Below are 19,299 nucleotides of genomic sequence, written 5' to 3' on the forward strand. Positions count from 1 at the left end.
GGAAAAAATCAAGTATTGACGCAATAGCTGTACACAGCTTAGCAAATTGCAGGGCTGGAGTTTCGATTCGAGCCGCGACTGAAACACGAACAGGGAGGAAACCTTCGTGGGGATCGCAACATTGATAAAGGCGGGTGCCGCGGCGGCTGGCGTTCTGGCTGCCACGCTGCCTGCGGCACGGGCTGAAGACATCATTCTGGGTCATGTGATGGACACCCAGCACATCTTCCATCAGGTATCCGAGCGCTTCTCGGCGCGGCTGGAGGAACTGTCCGGCGGCACGCTGAACGTTGACTACCATCCAGGCGGCGACCTGGGGGATTGGACCTCGATCGTCGAGCAGGTGTCGCAGGGCGCGGTGCAGATGACCATGTCCTGGAACCATTCCGAGCTGGATCCGCGCTGGGATGTGTCGGTGCTGGGCTATGTCGCCAGCGACTGGGAAACCGGGCGCGAGGTCTATGGCCCGGGTTCGGTGATGAACGGGGTCTATGACGGCATCATGAACGATTTGGGCATGGTGCTGCTGGGCACGATCCCGACCGATTTCACCGGCTTTGTGGTGCGCAAGGGCGTTGAGGTGCCCACCAGCTTCCCGGAAGAGGCAGAAGGCTTCAAGATGCGGGTACCGGGCATGCCGATGGCGATCGAGCGTTACAAGGCAACCGGCTTTGCCCCGGTCCCTATGGCCTTCAGCGAGGTGCATACAGCCCTGCAGACCGGTGCCATCGATGGCCGCGCCTACTCGCCGCCGTCCGAGGTGCTGCTGTTCAAGGATGTGGTCAGCGCCTATGTCTTCACCCGCGAGAACTTCGAGCACACTTTCTGGACCGCCAACAAGCGCTGGTTCGACAGCTTGAGCGAAGAGCAGCAGGGCTGGATCCGCACCGCCGCGGATGAAGCGGTGACTTGGGCCTGGGAAAACGCCGAGGCCGAAAGCCCCAAGTGGTTTGCCCAGATGAAGGAGGCCGGCATTGAGATTGTCGAGCTGACACCTGAGCAGCTGGAGGCCTACCGCCAGCAAGTGACCGCAGTGGAATACCCCTACATGGAGCAGATCATCGGCGCCGAAGTGATGGGCCAGATCAAGGCTGCCGCGGGAGCCAACTGATCCCCGCTTTCCCGTGCCCGGGGGCTGCCCCGGGCACTGCACCGGCTGAGGAGGACGGCGCATGACCAAAGAACTTTTGCACACGGACAGCCTGGACAACGTCCTGACACCTGAGCCGATCATGCCGGCAGGCAGCGATGCTGCGGCACCGGTTTACCGCGGGCTCGGCGTTTTCTATGCGGCTGAAGACAGGGTTGCCCTGTTGATGCGGGTGATGCTGTTCGGCGCGATGATCTCGCTGGGGCTGCTGATGGCGGCGCAGGTGTTCATGAGGTACGTGATCTCCTCGCCGTTTCTGGGGATCGAGGAACTGGCGCCGATGCTGGCCTTGTGGATCTACTTTATCGGCATGGCCTATTGCACCCGCGAGCGCGACCACATCGAAGGCGGCGTGCTGACCCTGCTGACGCAGAACCGCAAGACCCTGCTGGCGGTGCGCCTGTTCGGCACCCTGGCCTGCCTGGTGACGGTTGCGGTCTTTGCCTGGTTCGCCTGGGATTTCGCTGCCTACAACCTCTCGCTGAACCGCAAGAGCACCTACATGCGGCTGCCCAAGTACATCTGGGATTTCAGCATGGTTTCCGGCTTTGCGCTGATGATCCTCTACCTGGTGCTGCAATTCTTCCTGGAAGCGCGCGCACTGCTGACCGGACAGGGCGGAGACTGACCTCATGACCTTCTTTCTCATTGCCATTCTGGCCATCATCTTCCTGCTTCTGATCGAGGTTCCGGTTGGCTTTGCCTTCGGCGCCGGGGCGCTTGGCTACGGGCTGATGTCCGGCACCAATATCTCCTTCCATGCCGGCTACGGCTATTCCCAGGTCAGCGCGTTCTCATTGCTGGCAATCCCGTTGTTCATCCTGTCGGGCACCCTGATGGGCGCCTCCGGAATCTCCGAGCGTCTCTTGAACTTCGTCAATTCTTTTGTCGGCCGCACCAAGGGGGGCTTGGGCGCGGTGACCGTGCTGACCTGCGCGCTGTTCGGCGCCATCTCCGGCAGTGCTTCGGCCGCCATCGCCGCCATTGGCAAGATCATGGTGCCGCGGATGATCAAGGAGGGCTATCCGCCCGGCCATGCTACCGCGCTTGTCGCGGTCTCCTCAGTGCTGGCGCTGATGATCCCGCCTTCGATTCCGATGATCGTTTTCGCCATTGCGATCCGCGAGTCCGTCGCCAAGTGCTTCCTCGCCACCATGGGCCCAGGCGTGCTGCTGGCGCTGGTCTATTGCGGGCTGAACTTCTTCTTCCTGCGCAACAATCAGACCATCACCACCGCGCCCAAGCTGCCCCTGCGCGAAACCCTGGCCGAGGCCGCAGGCACCGGCAAGAAGGCCAGCTTGGCAATCATCATGCCGGTGATTGTGCTCGGCGGGATCTACAGCGGCATCGCCACCCCGACCGAGGCGGGTGCTGTTGCGCTGGTCTACACGCTGATTGTGGGTATTGCGATCTACCGTTCGCTGCCGATGCAGTCGCTGTTCAATTCCACGGTCGAAGCCGCCCGGCTGACCGGGGCGATCCTGATGGTGCTGTTCTTCCTGTTCGTGATGAGCCGCGGCATGGTGCTGGCCAAGGTGCCGACCCAGTTTGCCGACCTGCTGCTGACGATTTCCGAGAACAAGATCGTCATCCTGCTGCTAATCAACCTGCTGCTGCTGATCATGGGAATGATCATCGACGATGTGTCTGGCGGCGTGCTGGCAGCCATCATCCTGCTGCCGGTTACTCAGAAAATCGGCCTGGACCCGATCCATTTCGCAGCCATCGTCGGCACCAACCTGGGGCTGGGCAATATCTCCCCGCCCTGCGCCCCGCTGCTCTACATGGCCGGCGGCGTCACCCGCCAACCGCTGTCGGTTTATGTCGGCCCGACGATGAAGTTCCTGCTGCTGGGGCATTTGCCGATGGTCCTGATCGTGACCTTCGTGCCGCCGGTAGCCCTTTTCCTGCCCGGGCTGTTGGGCTGACTTGCCCGCTGTCCGCCACTCAATCCACCTAACAGAAGGAAGTCAGCACATGCTGGAAGAAGCCAAAAAACGCACCCTCGGCCTGCAGGACCGCATGCGTCAGGCGGGTATCGGCAAAGCCGTGTTCACCGATGAAAGCTCGATCGCCTACCTGGCGGGCTTCTGGGGCTATCTCGGGATCGAATTCGGCCGTCCCTCGATGCTGGTGGTCGATGCGCAGGACGCGCCGGTTGTCATCACCCCGCTGATGGAATCCGAGATGGTGGCGGAAATGACCTGGGTCGAGGACGTGCGCACCTGGGAAGACATCGGCCAACGCAGCTGGGGCCGCGCCCTGGCCAATGCCTTGGGCGAGAGCCCCAAGGAGATCTGGATCGAACGCAGCACCATTCCGGCAATCGTGCGCAACCACCTGGATGACACCTATCCCGGCGTGCCGCTCAAGGATATCTCGCCGGTGCTGGGCGCCATGCGCACCATCAAGACACCGTTTGAAATCGGCGTCATGAAAGAAGCCGGCCAGATCGCCGGCGCAATGATGGCGGCGGCGCATGACAGCCTGCGGGAAGGGGCGCGCGAGTATGAATCTGCGCTCGCCGTGATCGAAGCAGGCTCGCGCAAGGCGGCCTCCTTCTTGACGGACAAGGGCTGGGACCGCTTCGTCTCGCCGATGATCCACAACCTGCAGATCCTGCAGAGCGGCACCGATGCCTCGATGGTGCACCGCCGCGCCAGCGTCAAACCCTACGAAAAATTCGACCCGGTTTATTTCTGTTTCTGCAACATGGCGCAGTTCAAGCAGTACAAGCTGGGCTTCGACCGCATGTTCCACATCGGCGATGTGACCGACCAGGCACGTGATGTGCAGGAAGCGGCGATTGAAGCGCAGCAAGCCGCGATTGCTGCCATGCGCCCGGGCGTTTGGGCCGAGGATGTGGCCGCTGCCGCCAACGAAGTCTACCGCACTCGCGGTTACGAGACCGGCTACCGCACCGGCCGTTCCATCGGTGTCGCCTATCTGGAGGCACCGGAGCTGAAGGAAGGCGACAAGACTGTTCTGCAGCCAGGCATGACCTTTGCGGTTGATGGTGGCATTTCGGTGGACGGCGTGACCGCGGGCCGGATCGGAGACTCGGTTGTGGTGACTGAAACCGGCATCGAATATATCACCAGCTACCCCCGCGAAATCCTTCTGAGCAAGGGCTGAGCCATGACAGGCAACCTGAATATCGCAGTTGCCCAAAGCCCTGCGGACCTCCACGGTCCGCAGGCGCGGCTGGCTTGGTTAGGCAACTGTCTGTCCCGGCTGCAAGGGCAGAACACCGATCTGCTGGTGCTGCCTGAGCTGTTTCTGACCGGATATAACATTGGCAGCCGGGTTTCGGACTGGGCGGAACCGGTGGACGGGCCGTCGGCGCAGGTGATTGCGGAACTCGCCCGGGCGCATCAGGTGGCGATCCACTACGGATTTGCGGAGCAATCCGGCGGTGACCTGTTTAACTCGGCCTCTTGCATCGGCAAGGACGGAAACCTGCTGGCAACCCACCGCAAACTGCTGCTGCCTCCTGGCTTTGAAGGTGACCATTTCAGCCCTGGCGAAGCCTACACGCTGTTCGAGCTGGAAGGGTTCAAAGCTGCCACACTGATCTGCTACGACGCCGAGTTCCCGGAAACCTTCCGGGCGGTCGCACAGGCCGGGGCAGAGCTGGTTCTGGTTCCCACAGCCTTGGGTGCTCAGTGGGGCGTTGTGGCAAACACCGTCATTCCCGCGCGGGCGTTCGAAAACGGGGTTTTCACTTGCTACGCGAATTCCTCCGGGCATGAAAACGGCATGGATTATTATGGCGGCAGCTGTGTCATCGCGCCGAACGGGCAGGAGCTGGCAAGAGCCGGGGCGGGCGAGGAATTGCTGAAGGCAAGCATTGGAAATGGCGCGGTTCTGGCCGCGCAATCCCGTCTTCCCTATCTTGCAGACCTTAAACGTCTACCTGGTTAGCGCGGCATTTGTTTGATGCTGCCTGTCAATGGAAACGCAAGCGTTTGCCTTGCCGAATAGGATTTCAGGGCATTCGGCGAAGAAGGCCGCTTATTCCTTCGCCGGATACGGTTCATTCCGACGCAGCAAGGCAGTTTCTTCTTCGTGGGACTGCAATTCTCTGGTCAGCCAATCGCGGACCGAGGCGAGACCCGGCAGGCTTTCTTCGGTGCGGAATTGGAGGAAGTACAACGAACTGTTGGACTTCCGCACCAGGCCGACGGGCTTGATCAGGCCGCCGGAGAGCAAAAGGTCCGCGGCGACGATGTCATCTCCCAAGGCGATCCCCTCGCAGGCGATCACCTTGCTGAAAATGGTCTGTGTGGAATGGAAAATGGGGCCATTGCGGATGCCCGGGTGCTGTACGCCGGCAGAGGCAAGCCACTTGGCCCAGCCAGAGGCATCATCTTCATGAAGCAGCTGGAAGCCGGCCAGGCTGGACGGATCGGCCATTTGTTGTCCCGGCGGCAGAAGATCCGGGCTGCAGACGGGAAACTCGTAGCCGGTCCGCAGGTAGGCCGACTGATACTCGGGCCAGTCACCGCGGCCAAAGTGGATGGCTACATCGGCATTGCCCCTGAGATAATCCTCGACGCTGCTGCCGAAGGCGACCTCCAGCTGAACCCCCGGAACCGCGGCCTGCAGCGCGCTCAGCCGGGGCCCAAGCCAGCATTCGACAAAACCGGCATTGGCGAACACCTTCAGCTTCTGGTGCTCAGTTTCACCGCGCATAGGCTTGCGGATCAGCCCGGTCACTGCAGCCATTTCATCAAAGGCGGAGGCAATGGTGCCGAAATATGTCCGGCCTGCGTCGGTCAGGGCGACTTTCCGGTTGAGCCGCTGAAAAAGCTGAACCCCGAGCCAATCCTCAAGCTTCTGGATCTGATGGCTCACCGACGACGGCGTGACGCAAAGCTCCTCCGCCGCACGCTTGAAGCTGGCGTGGCGGGCGGCGGCCTCGAAAGCGCGCAAGGAGGTTAGCGGAGGCAGATGTCTTTTCATGATCCTTCAGGCACCATTTCAGATGAATCTATTCGATCTGAACGGTTCGATAAACATCGTTTGTTCTATAGCAGCCATTCCGCCACGCTGAAGCCAGCCCCGAAACACAAACAGTCAAAGACGGGCGCTACATGACAGCAGGGAGAACCACCATGTCAGCAAAAACCGGAATCCGGGCTCTATACCGGCGGGCGTTGAACACCACTGCGGTGGCGTGTCTTCTGATAGGCGCAGCGGCGTCTCAGGCCAGTGCAGACAGCCAGCAGGTGAATATCACCGCCTGGGCCGAGTATTTCCCCCGCGAGGTGCTCGACAGCTTTGAAGCGGAGACCGGTATTTCCGTTGTCTATGACTATTTTGACTCGCTGGAGCAGCTTGAAACCAAGATGCTGGCCGGCGCCACCAACTATGATGTGGTGTTGCCGTCGGCTCTGGTCGCTAACCGGCTTATGCAAGTCGGTGCGCTGGCCGAGCTCGACCAGGAAAAACTGCCGAACCGGGGCAATCTCGACCCGAAGATCATGGAATTCCTGTCCCGGCATGATGAGGACAACCGTCACGGTGTGCCGTATCTGTGGGGAACCACCGGCGTCATCTACAATCCTGCCCTGATTGCCGAGCGCATGGAAAATGCCCCGGTCGAAAGCCTCCGTATGATCTTCGATCCGGACGTGGTGTCAAAATTCGCCGATTGCGGCGTCGCAATCATCGATTCCCCGGAAGAGATTATGGCGATCGCCTTGAATTATCTGGGCCTGAACCCTTTCACTTCGGACAAAGCGGATTTCGACAAGGCATACGAAATGCTGGCTGAGGTCTGGCCGCATGTGCGCCACTTCAAAACCGCCTCCATCATCAACGACTTGGCCCGGGGCGACCTGTGCCTGGCGCTGGGCTGGAGCGGCGATGCAGGCCTTGCCTATGCCCGTGCGCTTGAAGCCGGCAATGGCGTCGAGATTGCCTACTCCATCCCCCAAGAAGGCACCGAGGTCTTTTTCGACTTCATGTCGGTTCCGGATGATGCCCCGCACCCGGAGAACGCTCATGCCTTCATCAACTACATGATGAAGCCGGATGTCATCGCCAGCGTCACCAATCTTTACTACTACCCGAACGGCAACCAGGCATCGCTCGAATTCGTGGCCCCGGAAATCCGCAACGATCCCAATGTCTATCCCGGGCCGGAACTGATGAGCAAACTGTTCCCGAACCTTCCGCGCGATCAGAAAAGCCTGCGCCTGCTGAACCGCGCCTGGACCCGGTTCAAGACCGGCCGCTAAGCCGCCTCCCACTCAAATTCAGCTCACAGCAAGGAAACAAGCTGCGCCCTCGCGGCCCGGGTGCCCTGTGCCGCGTGCCATCCAAAGGAGAAAACCAGATGACACAGAAGACTGATACCCCCTTCGCCCAAGGCTTCCGTATGCCTGCCCGCTTTGACCGGCACGCCCGAACGCTGCTGACCTGGCCGCCCGCCGAAGAGGCAGTGGGCACCGATGTTGAGGGCTTCCGCAAAGAGACGGAACGCCTTGTTCATGCCATCAGCCGCTACGAACCCGTCACGCTAATCGCCGATCCCAAAGACGCAGCAGATGCACGTGAGCGCTGCGGGGAAGTTGCAGAAATCTTCGAAGCCCCGGTCGATGCTTCATGGATCCGTGATAACGGCCCTATCTTCGTACGCAACGATGCAGGCGAAGTGGCCGGCGTGCATTTCGGCTTCAACGGCTGGGGCGGCCGGGCTGTCAGCGAAAAGACCCAAGAGATGCCGTCGAAAGTGCTGGAACATCTCGGTGTGCCCTGTTTTCGCACTTCTTTCATCGGCGAAGGCGGCGGCATGTCGGTGGACGGCAAAGGCACTCTGATCACCACCGAGCAGAATATGCGCAACGTGAACCGTTACGCCGGAATGAGCCGCAAAACCATTGAACAGAACCTGCATGACTATCTCGGCATTGAAAAAGTGATCTGGCTGCCGCTGGGTCTTTACGAGGACGCCGGCACGGACGGACATGTCGACAATGTGGTTGAATATGTGGCCCCGGGCCGGGTTCTTGCACAGGTGGTTACTGACAAAGCTAACCCGAATTACGATCTGCTGCAGGAGAACCTTGAAATCCTCAAGAGCGCCCGGGATGCCCAAGGCCGCCAGCTCGAGATCATCGAAATGGATGTGCTGCCCTACAGCACCAAACTGCCGGGCCGCCGGCTCGCCACCCCATATACCAATGCCTATGTCATCAACGGTGCGGTTGTGACACCGGAGGTCGATCCCAAGCTCGACGACCGCGGCTTTATGATCTTGCAGCAAGCCTATCCAGACCGCGAGATCGTTCCCTGCCGCAGCGAATGGCAGGCGGTGGGCGGCGGCGGCATCGGCTGCGTTACCCAGCAGGTGCCGGCCGGCACGAATGTGGAGGGCTAAGCGATGCGCATGGTTACCGTCGCAGCCACCCAGATGGCCTGCAGCGCGGATGTGAAGAGCAACGTGGAAAACGGCGAGCGCCTGATCCGTGAAGCTGCCGCCAAGGGCGCCAATATCATCCTGCTTCAAGAGCTGTTCGAAGGACACTACTTCTGCCAGGACGAGGACCCGGAGCATTGGAAGCGCGCCCTGCCGGCCAAGGGGCATCCGACACTGGAGCACTTTCAGGGCGTCGCGCGCGAACTCGGCGTGGTGCTGCCTGTCTCCTTCTACGAGAAAGCCGGAAACGCGCGGTTCAACTCGATTGCGATCATTGACGCCGACGGGCGGAACCTCGGCATCTACCGCAAAAGCCATATCCCGCATGGGTTCGGCTACCAGGAGAAGTTCTACTTCTCCCCCGGCGACACTGGCTTCAAGGTCTGGGACACCGCCTACGGCCGCATCGGTGCAGGTATCTGCTGGGACCAGTGGTTTCCGGAATGCGCCCGGTCGATGGCGTTGATGGGGGCGGAAATCCTGTTCTACCCGACCGCCATCGGCTCCGAGCTTGGCAGCACGCAATGGAACTCCGCCGCCCACTGGCAGCGGGTACAGCAGGGCCATGCAGGCGCCAGCCTGGTGCCGCTGGTGGCTTCCAACCGGATTGGAACCGAAGCCGGGCTGAACGGAACTGAAATGACCTTCTACGGGTCTTCTTTCATCGCCAACCAGTTCGGCGAGAAGGTGCAGGAAGCGGACCGGGTCAGCGAAACCGTCCTGGTGCATAGCTTCGACATGGATGAAGTGGCCAGTCACCGCGATTACTGGTGCGTTTTCCGCGACCGGCGGCCGGAGCATTACGGTATCCTGTCAAGCCTGGACGGAATAAACGCCAGCACAGCATCAGGCTGACGCACTTCCTAGTGGCACAGCCAGCAGGCCGCTCCAGCCGACTGGAGCGGCCTGTATGCTTTTCGAGGCCGGGAACCTGGTTGCTACTTTCGATAACCGGGAAAGTTGCACTGAAAACTGAAGGTCCGGTGTTCTATAATGCAATGCAGAAGGCAACGCGGCCTTGGAAGGCAGCTTCGGGCCGCCATTGAAAGCGGCCCTGATCCTTAGGCTCCCATACTTTCAGTGATCGCCAGAGCATCTTCGAGCTCGAAGCCGAGATAGCGGACAGTGCCATCGATCTTGGTTCGACCAAGCAGGAGCTGAACAGCCCGCAAGTTGCCGGTCTTCCTGCAGATATGCGCAACCTTGGTCTGCCGCATGGAATGTGTGCCGTAGGACGCGGTGTTCAACCCGATGGAACTAACCCACTCCCGTACGAGGCGGGCGCATTGCCGCGCTGATATGTGCAGACGTTCGTGAAACCGGCCGGGCCAGCGATATTCTGAGCCGACCATCAGCGGTTCGTCCGTTCATCTAGAGAGTAACATGCGCGAGCTTTCCGTGATCTCGAAACGCACGGGCTTCTGTTTCTTGCTTTGGATGATCGAGGCGCGCTCCTTGGCGAGGCCGGAGGCATAGACATCAGACGCCTTGACCTTCACCAAGTCACAACCGCGCAGTTTGCTGTCAACGGCGAAGTTGAATAATGCCAAGGCTCTGCGGTTCTCGGCGATCTCGAGGCGAACGCGGATTGCCCAAGAAGCGACAATGAAACCCGCTGCCTAACAATCAGCGAGATCAGGTTGCTCTGCGACGGCATCGTGACATGGTGACCGAGGGAATGCCGCCGTTGTCCGGCATGGCACAATCGATGCAGTCATCACAGATTGGTGCCGTTCCTTTGGAGCTCTCCGGTCCTGTAATCGGGACAGTGGTCGGGACCAAGATCCCGCCAGATGTGAGGTTTGCAGACAGGGGGCTGCAGAACGAGAGCTCGCTTCGGGCGCCGATCTTGAGGTCTGCAAATTCTCATATCGCGGGACAAAGCTGCCATAGCCTAAAAGTTACTGAACGTCTGCAAGACCACAGTTTTGGCTTTTGCCTTGGAGGAACAGCTTGCTCCTGGCGTTCGTCAGCCCGTTTCAGGCAAGCCTATCTGGCCTGGATAGAGGTTCAATAGCGGCCAAAATAACCTTGGGCGCTTTGGGCTGTCAGCCAGTCGATGGCGACCCGTGTTTGCCGGCGCAATTGGTTGCCTTTGCGCACGTCCAGGAAATACCCATGGGTTGGCGTGATGTCTTCGTCAAACAAGCGCACAACTCTGCCTTCGGTTAGATCCTGGTCAATCAGCGGCAGCCATCCAACAATCACACCCTGGCCTTCCGCCGCGCCGCGCAGCAGAACATTGGCGTCCTCAAACACCGGGCCGCGCAAGGTGTCCGGAACCCGCACGCCCATCGCTGAGAACCAGTCCAGCCAGCCCCAATGGTTCCGCTGGTGCAGCAGCGGCAATTGCAGCAGGTCTGCCGGTGATTTCACCGGGCCGAACCGGGTGAGGAAGTCCCTTGACGCAATCGCCACCGGACTTAGTTCCAGCAGTTTGACGGCCCCTTCAGGCATCTCCGACATGCGTTCCCAGCGGATCACGATATCCACGTTTTCCCGGTCCTGCGCGCCCGGCTGATACGTCGGTACCACCTCCAGTCCGGTCCCCGGGTGCTGTTCCCAGAAATCACTGATCCGCGGCATCAGCCACCGGGCCGTGAAAATGGGGCCGGCGGCAATACGCACGGTTCTGCGGGAGGTGCGCCTGAGCGCGCGGACCGCATCTTCGAGCATGCCAAAGGCCTGAACCGCCGTTTCGGCCAGCCGCTGCCCGTCTTCCGTCAGTACCACATCGCGCCCGGAGCGTTTGAACAGCTTGGTGCCGAGCTGCTCCTCGAGGCCGCGGATATGGTGGCTGATCGCGGTGGGGGTCACGGAGAGGTTCTCAGCTGCGGCGCGGAAGCTGCCCGTTCTGGCGGCGGCTTCGAAGGCGCGCAGGGCGGAGAGAGACGGCAGCATGCGGAATCCAAAGGTGAGTTCAACTCATTAGTTGCTGAGCAATGACCATTTGTAAATCAGAACTTCCGGCGCCACCGTTTGGAAGAACTTAGCTGGGCTCATGAAATGGCGGCATCCGGAAAACGAAGGCGCGGGCGCAAGGAGCGGCTTAATGCGGCCAGCGAGGCTGGCAGCGTAAGGCCAGTGTGGCCCGGTGTTGAAGGCGGGCGGCTGAAACCGCTTGCGCCTGCGGAGGTTGCGCTGGTTGAGGAGACGGCGCTATCGCTTCTGGAAACGCTAGGGCTGAGTCAGGCCATTCCGTCCATGATCGACAAGGTCTGCACCGCGGGCGGGCAGCTGACCGAAGACCACAGGCTGCTGTTTCCGCGGGCGCTGGTGCGATGGGCCGTTGAAGGCGCGCAGAAGGCCTTCAAGCTGTGCGGCCAGGAGCCGGAGAACGATCTGCAGATCTCCGGCGCGCGAGTCCATATGTCGACCGGCGGCGCAGCACCGGGGGTGTTCGACCTCGACACCGGGGTGTACCGCGACTCGACGCTGGCGGACTTGTACGATGCGGCGCGGATTGTCGACCGGATGGAGAACATCCACCATTTTAGCCGTTCGGTTGTGGCCCGCGATATTGAGGACAGCGCGGTGATGGATCTGAACACCGCTTATGCCTGCCTGATGGGCACGTCCAAGCATGTCTCGATCTCGATCAGCGCACCGGAAAACGTGCGGCCAATCGCGGATCTCTGCTACCAAATCGCCGGCGGTGAAGCTGCGTTCCGGGCGCGGCCCTTCCTGACGGTGATGGTCTGCCATGTAGTGCCGCCGATGCGTTTTGCCGAGGAGGCCAGCGAAGTGCTGGAGGCCGCGATCAGGGCCGGCTTCCCGGTGCAGCTGATCAGCGCAGGACAGGCCGGGGCGACCAGCCCTGCCACAATCGCCGGGTCGCTGGTGCAGGCGGTTGCCGAAACCCTGGCCGGGCTGGTGTTTGCACGGCTGGTGGACCCGGAGGCTAAAGCGATCTTTGCCCCCAAGCCGCTGGTGGCCGATCTGCGCACCGGGTCGATGTGCGGCGGCGGCGGCGAGCAGGCAATCCTGATGGCGGGCGCGGCCCAGATGGGGCGGCATTTCGGCCTGCCGGTTTCTTCCATCGCGGGGATCACTGATTCCAAATGCCTGGACGCGCAATATGGCGCCGAGAAATCCTTGGCCGTGGCGATGGCTGCCCATGCAGGGGCTAACATCGTCACCCAGGCAGCGGGCATGCAGGCGAGCCTGCTGGGCGTCAGCCATGCGGCCTATGTCAGCGACAATGACCTGCTGGGCAACATCCTGCGCACGATCCGCGGGGTTGAGGCGACGCCGGAAAACATTGCCGCCGATGTGATCGCCCAGGTGTGCCGCGGCGAAGGCCATTATCTGGGGCAGCAGCACACATTTGAGAGGATGAAGTCAGACTACTTCTATCCGCATATCGGCGACCGCCGGTCCCCTCGCGATTGGCAGGAGGCTGGCGCCCGGCCGGTGGGCGAGGCGGCGCGGGACACAGCCCGTGAAATTCTGAGCGCGCATTTTCCGCAGCATGTCAGCGATGAGACCGACCGCGCGCTGCGCGCGGCGTTTGATATCCGGCTCACCCGTGAACAGATTGGCAGGCCCGCATGAGCAACAGCGAACTGAACAGCCGTGCCCGTACGGCGCTGCCGGGCGGCGTCAGTCACGAGCTGCGCTACCGCGCGCCGCACCCCATCTATGTTGAACGCGCCGCTGGCGCCGAGAAATGGGATACGGAGGGCCGCCGCTACATCGACTTCAAGATGGGATCCGCCAGCCAGATGCTGGGCCACGGCCACCCTGCAGTCGTCGAGGCGCTGCAGCGGCAGGCCGCCCGCGCGATATTCAGCGCCGATTGCCACGAGGCCGAGATCGAATGGGCGGAATGGGTCAACCGGCTGTTTCCCTCCGCCGAACGCACCCGTTTCACCGCTTCGGGCAGCGAGGCGACCATGCTGGCGATCCGGCTTGGCCGGGCCTGGTCCGGCAGGGACAAGGTGCTGCGGGCCGACGGCCATTATCACGGCTGGCACGACCACGCATTGAAAGGGGCCAAGGCGGGCAGTCTGCAAGCTGCGTCGCTGGGCGTACCCGATGCGGTGACGGGCTTGATCGAGGTCTGCGCCGCCGATCCGCTGGCAATGCAAGCGGCCCTGCAGGACAACAGCATCGGCACCGTGATAATCGAAGCCTCCGGGGCCAACTATGGCTCTGTACCGCTGCCCGTGGAAACTTTGCGCGCCCTGCATGACACGGCCCGGGCCGCCGGGGCGGTGCTGATCTTTGACGAGATCATTACTGGCCTGCGCTGGTCGCCTGGCGGGCGGCAGGCGCGAGACGATATCGTGCCGGATCTGACGACGCTGGCCAAGGTCGCGACCGGCGGCCTGCCGGGCGGTGCCGTCTGCGGCCGGGCGGAGATCATGGAGCTGATGAACAATTCCGCTGCGCGGGACGGGCTGTCGCCGCCGGTCAGCCACAAGGGGACCTTTAACGGCTCCCCCCTGATTGCCGCGGCCGCCTGCGCGGCGATGCCGCTTCTGGCCACCGGAGAGGCGCAGGCACAGGCCGATGCCATGGCAGAGCGCCTGCGCGACGGCCTTAATGCGCTGATGGCGCGGCACGGCATCGCGGGATGCGCCTACGGGGAGAGTTCAACCTGCCACCTGCTGTTCGGCGCAGCTGACCCGGCGGGGCTGAACCCGGTTGAAATCCGCAGCGTGCCGCCTGTCTTGGTGGCTGGCCTGCGCGGCGGCCTGCTGGCGCGCGGTGTGGATCTGATGAGCCATACCTCCTGCGTGACCTCCGCGGCGCATACCCCGGAACTGATAGACGAGGCGCTGGACGCCTTTGATGCAGTGTTTGCCGCGCTTGTTCAGGACGGAGTGCTGCAATGACTCTGCCTTCCCGCGCCCGCACCGTAATCATCGGCGGCGGCGTCATCGGCTGTTCCATCGCCTATCATCTGGCCCGCGAGGGGCGGACGGATATCGTGGTGCTGGAACGTTCCAAGCTGACCAGCGGCACCACCTGGCACGCGGCAGGGCTGGTGCGCCGACTGCGGCCCTCGGCGACGCTGACCAGGCTGATCAACTACTCGATCGACCTTTATGGCGAACTGGAAGTTGAGACCGGCCAGGCCACCGGCTGGACCCAGACAGGTTCGCTGACGCTGGCCACCAACCCGGACCGGCTGACCAATATCAAGCGGCAGGTGTCGCTGGGCCGTGCCTTTGGCCTCGAGGCCGAGGTGGTGGATGCCGCCCGCGCCAAGGAGCTGTGGCCGCTGATCGAGACCGGTGACGTGATTGGCGCTGTCTGGTCGCCAGCGGACGGGCGGGTGAACCCCTCGGACGTGGCGCTGGCGCTGTCCAAGGGCGCGCGGGCGCGGGGTGTGCAGATCTTTGAGGATACTGCCGTCACCGGGCTGCAGAAGACGGGCGGCCGGATTTCCGGTGTTGAGGCGGGCGGTCATCTGATTGAGGCCGAGGAGGTGGTGATCGCCTGCGGCCTGTGGTCCCGCGAGGTGGCCGCGATGGCGGGGGCCCATATGCCGCTCTATGCCTGCGAGCATTTCTACATTCTGACCAAGCCGTTGCAGGAGGTGCAGGCGCTCGGCAAGGGCGCGCATCTGCCGACGCTGAACGATCAGGATGCCTTCCTATACGCCCGCGACGATGTCGAGGGCCTTCTGGTCGGCTGTTTCGAGCCGCACGCAAAAGGCTTGCCCCTGGACCGGCTGCCCAAGGACTTTTCCTTTGACCTGCTGGACGAGGACTGGGACCACTTCATGCCGATGATGGAAAACGCCCTGCGCCGCATCCCCGCCTTGGAGAAAGCTGAGGTGCGGATGCTTCTCAATGGCCCCGAAAGCTTCACCCTCGACAGCCAGTTCATGCTGGGGGAAAGCCCCGAGGTGCCGGGGTTGTTCCTGATGGGCGGCATGAATTCCACCGGCATCGCGCTGGCAGGCGGGGCAGGGCGCGCGATGGCGGAATGGATCATCGCGGGCGAGCCGGCGATGGATCTGAATGAGGCTGATATCCGCCGCTTCAGCCCGGAGATGAACGTGCTGGGTGCGCTAGAGGCCCGCATCCCCGAAGTGCTAGGCCGCCACTATGACAATCCCTATCCGGGGCGGTCGATGGAGACCGCCCGCGGCCAGCGCCGCTCGCCCATCCACGCGGGTTTGGTTGCGGCCGGTGCAAGGTTTGAAAGCCGAGGCGGCTGGGAGCGGGCGGTGCATTTCGGCGGGGCGACGGCGCATCTGCCGCTGACCTTTGGCCTGCCTGCCTGGCGCGATCAGGTGGGCCGCGAGGTGGAAGCCTGCCGCAACGGCGCCGCCATCCTGGACCAGAGCGCCTTTGGCAAGATTTGGGTGCAGGGGCCGGACGCCTGTGCCTTCCTTAACCATCTCTGCGCGGTGCAGATGGATATCGCCGAGGGCCGTATCGCCTATGCCCAGATCCTGAACCGCAAGGGCGGCATCGAAAGCGATGTCACGGTGCAGCGGCACGGGACGCAGACCTATCTGCTGATCGCGGGTGCCGGGGAAGTGGTGCGCGACATGAAGCGGATGCGGGAAACCAAGGGGGATTTCCGCGTTGAGTTTACCGATGTGACCAGCGGTCATGCAATCCTTGGCCTGGCGGGCGCCCGGGCCCGCGCGGTGCTGCAGGCGACCACTAACAGCCCGGTGCCCGACCTGAAACGCTTTCACTTTGCCCCCGTTGAGATCGGCCTGGCGCGTGGCTGGGCCGGTCGCCTCAGCTTCACCGGCGAGGAGGGCTATGAACTCTACATCCCCGCCGACATGGCGATGGCGGCCTATGAGGCGCTGGTGGCAGCGGGCGCAAGCCACGCCGGGCTTTATGCCAGCGGCTCCTTGCGGATCGAAAGCGGTTTCCGGGCCTTTGGCCATGAACTGGGCCCCGGCACCACGCCGCAGGAGGCCGGGCTGGAGGCATTCTGCGCCTTTGGTACCGGCTTCGTAGGCGAAGCGGCTTTGCTGGACCACAGGCCGGAGCGCCGGATCGTCTCGATCCTGTTTGACGGCCCGGAGGCGATCCCGATCCATGATGAGCCAGTTTACTACGGCGGCCAAGTTGTGGGCCAGATCACCTCGGCCGCCTGGAGCTACAAATATGGCCGCTCGGTTGCGTTGGCGATGATTGACGTCCCGCCCGGTGGCACCGCGGGGCCGCGCCCGACCCTCCCCACGGGAGGGCGCGATGCGCCCACCCAGGGTCAGGCGCTGCCCTCTGCGCTTCTGGAAGGGGCGGTTGTCAGGGGCTTCGAGGTTGAAATCGCCTGCACTCGCTTCGCTGCCCGCGCGTCGCTGAAATCTGCCAAAGAGGCGTTTGCGCATGACTGACATCACCCGCACCACACAAGTCGCCATTATCGGCGGCGGTATCATGGGTGTGGCGGCCCAGTTCCAGCTGGCCGAGAACGGCTGGACCGACACGATCCTGTTTGAGAAGGCTGAGCTGACCTCCGGCTCCACCTGGCACGCGGCGGGGCAGATTGCCCACGCAGTCGGCAGCCGGCTGATGGGTTGGATCAACAAGACCTCGATCGAGACCTACAAGCGGGTTGAGAAGGAGACCGGCCAGAGCATCGGATGGCATGAGGTCGGCGGCTTCCGCATTGCGACAACCGATGATGAGGTCGACTGGATGAAGTCGATCATGGGGGTCGGCAAATTGCTGGACCTGCCGATGGAGCTGGTTGGCCCGCAGGAAGTCGCCCGGGTGAACCCTTTTTACAAGGTGGACGGCGTCAAGGCGGCCGTGCGCACCTTTGAGGACGGCCATATCGACCCTTCATCCGTCACCATGGCGCTGGCCGCGGCCACCCGGGCGCGCGGCGCGAAGATCAAGCGCCGCAACCAGGTGCTGGGCGCCTCGCGCAAGGGGGGTATGTGGCTGTTGCGTACGGAAAAAGGCGATGTGCTGGCCGAGCATGTAGTGATCGCCGCGGGCTCCTATGCCAATCAGGTCGGGGCGTGGTTCGGGCTGAGAATTCCATCTGTCAGCTGCCTGCATCATTACCTGGTGACAGATACCGTTCCTGAGTTCGTGGACCGCCCGGAGCTGCCGGTGATGCGCGACAACGCCTATGGCGGGTATATCCGGCAGGAGCAGAAATCGGGCCTCATCGGCATCTACGAGGGCCATGTCTGCCCCACCGTCTGGGAAATGCCGCAGGGCGCGCCCTGGGCGGCGGAGAATGAGCTGTTCGAGGCGGATTACGACTCCATCGGCGGTTTTCTGATGCTGGCGTTCGGCAAGATGCCGGTGCTGGCGGAGCTGGGCATCAAACGCGTGGTGCGCGGCGCCATCACCCATACGCCGGATGGCGGCATGCTGGTGGGGCCGTCGGGCGCGCCGAATGTCTGGCTGTGCTGCGGCTCCTCCATCGGCCTTGCTTGGGGCGGCGGTGCGGGCAAAGTGCTGGCGGACTGGATGGTGCATGGCGAGACCCAGATCAACACGCGCGGTCTCGATCCGCGCCGTTATGGCAATTTCTCGACTGACCATTTCATCGTAGAGCGCACCAAGGACGAGTTCATGCGCCGCCATGACACCCCATGCCCCGGCAAGCAGTTCGAGAGCCTTCGGCCCCTGAACCGCCACCCGCTCTACGACCGGCTGGCCGCCAAGGGGGCGGTGTTCGGTGAGGTCGCCGGCTGGGAACGGCCGCGCTACTTTGGTGAGGTCGGCGAGACAGAGCAGATCGGCTGGGGCCGCCAGCCCTGGCATGCCAACGCAATGGCGGAGGCCAAGGCAACAAGAGAGGCGGCCGGCGTCATCGACCTTTGTGCCTTTGCCCAGTTTGAAATCACCGGCAGGGACGCGGGTGCACTGCTGGACCGGTTGTCGGCTAACAAGCTTCCGCTCCGCGACGGGCGGATGAGCCTCAACCACCTGCTGACGGAGAAAGGCCGGTTCGAGACCGAAATCACCATCTGGCGCATCGCGAAGGACCGCTATTTCACCGGCTCGCCGATTGCCCGCGCCAACCCGGATTTTGACTGGCTCAAATCACATATCCGCGACGGCGAGGACGTGCGGATGATCAATCGCAGCCAGGATTGGGGCATGCTGGCGCTCTCCGGCCCGGCCTCGCGCCGGATCCTGGCGGAGCTGACGGATGCGGACCTCTCGAACCGGGCGTTCCCCTGGCTGTCGGCGCAGGAGATCACCGTGGCGGGTGTACCCTGTTACGCCCTGCGCGTTTCCTTCGTGGGGGAGCTTGGCTGGGAACTGCACGCGCCGCTGGAGCAGATCGGCGAACTCTACGACGCGCTGTTTGCAGCCGGAGAGAAACACGGGCTGGCCGATCTGGGGTCTTATGCCTTCAACGGCATGCGGATGGAGAAGGCCTACCGTGCCTCCGGCGAACTGACCACCGACGCGGGGCCGCTGGATGTGGGGCTGGAGCGGTTTGTGGCGGCGGAGGGCCGGGAGTTTCTGGGCAAGGAAGCCTTGCTGTCCCGCGATCCGGGCTGGGAGCTGTTCTACGCGGAACTTCACGCGGACGGCATCAATATCCACGGCGGCGAGCCGGTGCTGCGGGAGGGCAAGCCCGTCGGCCAGACCACCTCAGGCGGTTATGGCTACACGGTTGGCAAGTCGCTGGGCTGGCTGTTTGTCCGCAAGGGCACGCCGCGCGAAGGGCTGACCGTGCAGATCCTGAACCGGGAATTCGCCGTCACCATCCATGATGAAGCAGTTTTTGACCCGCAGAACCTGCGGCCCCGTTCCGAGGATTGAGA

14 protein-coding genes and 1 pseudogene are annotated in these 19,299 nt (G+C 62.7%); 12 read left to right on the plus strand and 3 right to left on the minus strand.

Annotated features, from left to right (window positions below):
* The first annotated feature begins 106 nt into the window (after positions 1 to 106).
* The 5 genes from dctP to LHL23_RS16965 all read left to right on the plus strand — a co-directional run bounded on the left by dctP (position 107) and on the right by LHL23_RS16965 (position 5,074).
* Complete coding sequence (gene dctP, locus LHL23_RS16945; RefSeq protein ID WP_226430796.1) at positions 107 to 1,111, plus strand: TRAP transporter substrate-binding protein DctP; 1,005 nt, start codon at positions 107 to 109, stop codon at positions 1,109 to 1,111.
* 61 nt (positions 1,112 to 1,172) lie between these two features.
* On the plus strand, positions 1,173 to 1,778 hold the full coding sequence (locus tag LHL23_RS16950) for a TRAP transporter small permease (protein WP_226430797.1): 606 nt from the start codon (positions 1,173 to 1,175) through the stop codon (positions 1,776 to 1,778).
* 4 nt (positions 1,779 to 1,782) lie between these two features.
* Positions 1,783 to 3,078, plus strand: coding sequence for a TRAP transporter large permease (locus LHL23_RS16955; RefSeq protein WP_226430798.1), 1,296 nt, complete (start codon positions 1,783 to 1,785; stop codon positions 3,076 to 3,078).
* Positions 3,079 to 3,127: 49 nt separating this feature from the next.
* The gene (locus LHL23_RS16960) at positions 3,128 to 4,285 is read left to right on the plus strand and encodes a M24 family metallopeptidase (RefSeq protein WP_226430799.1); all 1,158 of its coding nucleotides are present in this window, start codon (positions 3,128 to 3,130) and stop codon (positions 4,283 to 4,285) included.
* Positions 4,286 to 4,288: 3 nt separating this feature from the next.
* The gene (locus tag LHL23_RS16965) at positions 4,289 to 5,074 is read left to right on the plus strand and encodes a carbon-nitrogen hydrolase family protein (RefSeq protein ID WP_226430800.1); all 786 of its coding nucleotides are present in this window, start codon (positions 4,289 to 4,291) and stop codon (positions 5,072 to 5,074) included.
* Positions 5,075 to 5,164: 90 nt separating this feature from the next.
* On the opposite strand, the gene LHL23_RS16970 is transcribed toward LHL23_RS16965, so the two are convergent.
* Positions 5,165 to 6,115: a LysR family transcriptional regulator gene (locus LHL23_RS16970; RefSeq protein WP_226430801.1), complete on the minus strand. Its 951-nt coding sequence runs from the start codon at positions 6,113 to 6,115 to the stop codon at positions 5,165 to 5,167.
* A 152-nt stretch (positions 6,116 to 6,267) separates the two neighbouring features.
* On the opposite strand from LHL23_RS16970, the gene LHL23_RS16975 reads away from it, so the two are divergent.
* From LHL23_RS16975 to aguB, 3 genes are all read left to right on the plus strand, one after another.
* Positions 6,268 to 7,395, plus strand: coding sequence for an extracellular solute-binding protein (locus LHL23_RS16975; protein WP_226430802.1), 1,128 nt, complete (start codon positions 6,268 to 6,270; stop codon positions 7,393 to 7,395).
* Between the two features lie 98 nt (positions 7,396 to 7,493).
* Complete coding sequence (locus LHL23_RS16980; protein WP_226430803.1) at positions 7,494 to 8,537, plus strand: agmatine deiminase family protein; 1,044 nt, start codon at positions 7,494 to 7,496, stop codon at positions 8,535 to 8,537.
* A 3-nt stretch (positions 8,538 to 8,540) separates the two neighbouring features.
* The gene (aguB, locus tag LHL23_RS16985) at positions 8,541 to 9,431 is read left to right on the plus strand and encodes an N-carbamoylputrescine amidase (protein ID WP_226430804.1); all 891 of its coding nucleotides are present in this window, start codon (positions 8,541 to 8,543) and stop codon (positions 9,429 to 9,431) included.
* Between the two features lie 206 nt (positions 9,432 to 9,637).
* Here the strand turns inward: aguB and LHL23_RS16990 are convergent.
* Positions 9,638 to 10,183: pseudogene (locus LHL23_RS16990) on the minus strand (tyrosine-type recombinase/integrase).
* Between the two features lie 403 nt (positions 10,184 to 10,586).
* On the minus strand, positions 10,587 to 11,477 hold the full coding sequence (locus LHL23_RS16995) for a LysR substrate-binding domain-containing protein (protein WP_226430805.1): 891 nt from the start codon (positions 11,475 to 11,477) through the stop codon (positions 10,587 to 10,589).
* A 105-nt stretch (positions 11,478 to 11,582) separates the two neighbouring features.
* Here LHL23_RS16995 and LHL23_RS17000 point away from each other — a divergent pair, with 105 nt between their 5' ends.
* Genes LHL23_RS17000 through LHL23_RS17015 form a run of 4 tightly spaced genes read left to right on the plus strand, consistent with a single transcriptional unit; the run spans position 11,583 to position 19,297 of the window.
* A complete protein-coding gene (locus LHL23_RS17000) occupies positions 11,583 to 13,130 on the plus strand; it encodes a trimethylamine methyltransferase family protein (protein ID WP_226430806.1) in 1,548 nt (515 codons plus the stop codon).
* Positions 13,127 to 14,416, plus strand: a complete 1,290-nt coding sequence (locus LHL23_RS17005) for an aspartate aminotransferase family protein (protein ID WP_226430807.1) — start codon at positions 13,127 to 13,129, stop codon at positions 14,414 to 14,416. Before LHL23_RS17000 ends, LHL23_RS17005 begins: the two co-directional genes overlap by 4 nt.
* Entirely contained in the window at positions 14,413 to 16,893 is a 2,481-nt protein-coding gene (locus tag LHL23_RS17010) for a GcvT family protein (RefSeq protein ID WP_226430808.1), read from the plus strand. Before LHL23_RS17005 ends, LHL23_RS17010 begins: the two co-directional genes overlap by 4 nt.
* A complete protein-coding gene (locus tag LHL23_RS17015; RefSeq protein ID WP_226430809.1) occupies positions 16,886 to 19,297 on the plus strand; it encodes an FAD-dependent oxidoreductase in 2,412 nt (803 codons plus the stop codon). The genes LHL23_RS17010 and LHL23_RS17015 overlap by 8 nt, the downstream gene beginning before the upstream one ends.
* Positions 19,298 to 19,299: the final 2 nt, after the last annotated feature.

The organism is Leisingera sp. McT4-56 (assembly GCF_020514995.1).
Classification (GTDB): domain Bacteria; phylum Pseudomonadota; class Alphaproteobacteria; order Rhodobacterales; family Rhodobacteraceae; genus Leisingera; species Leisingera aquaemixtae_A.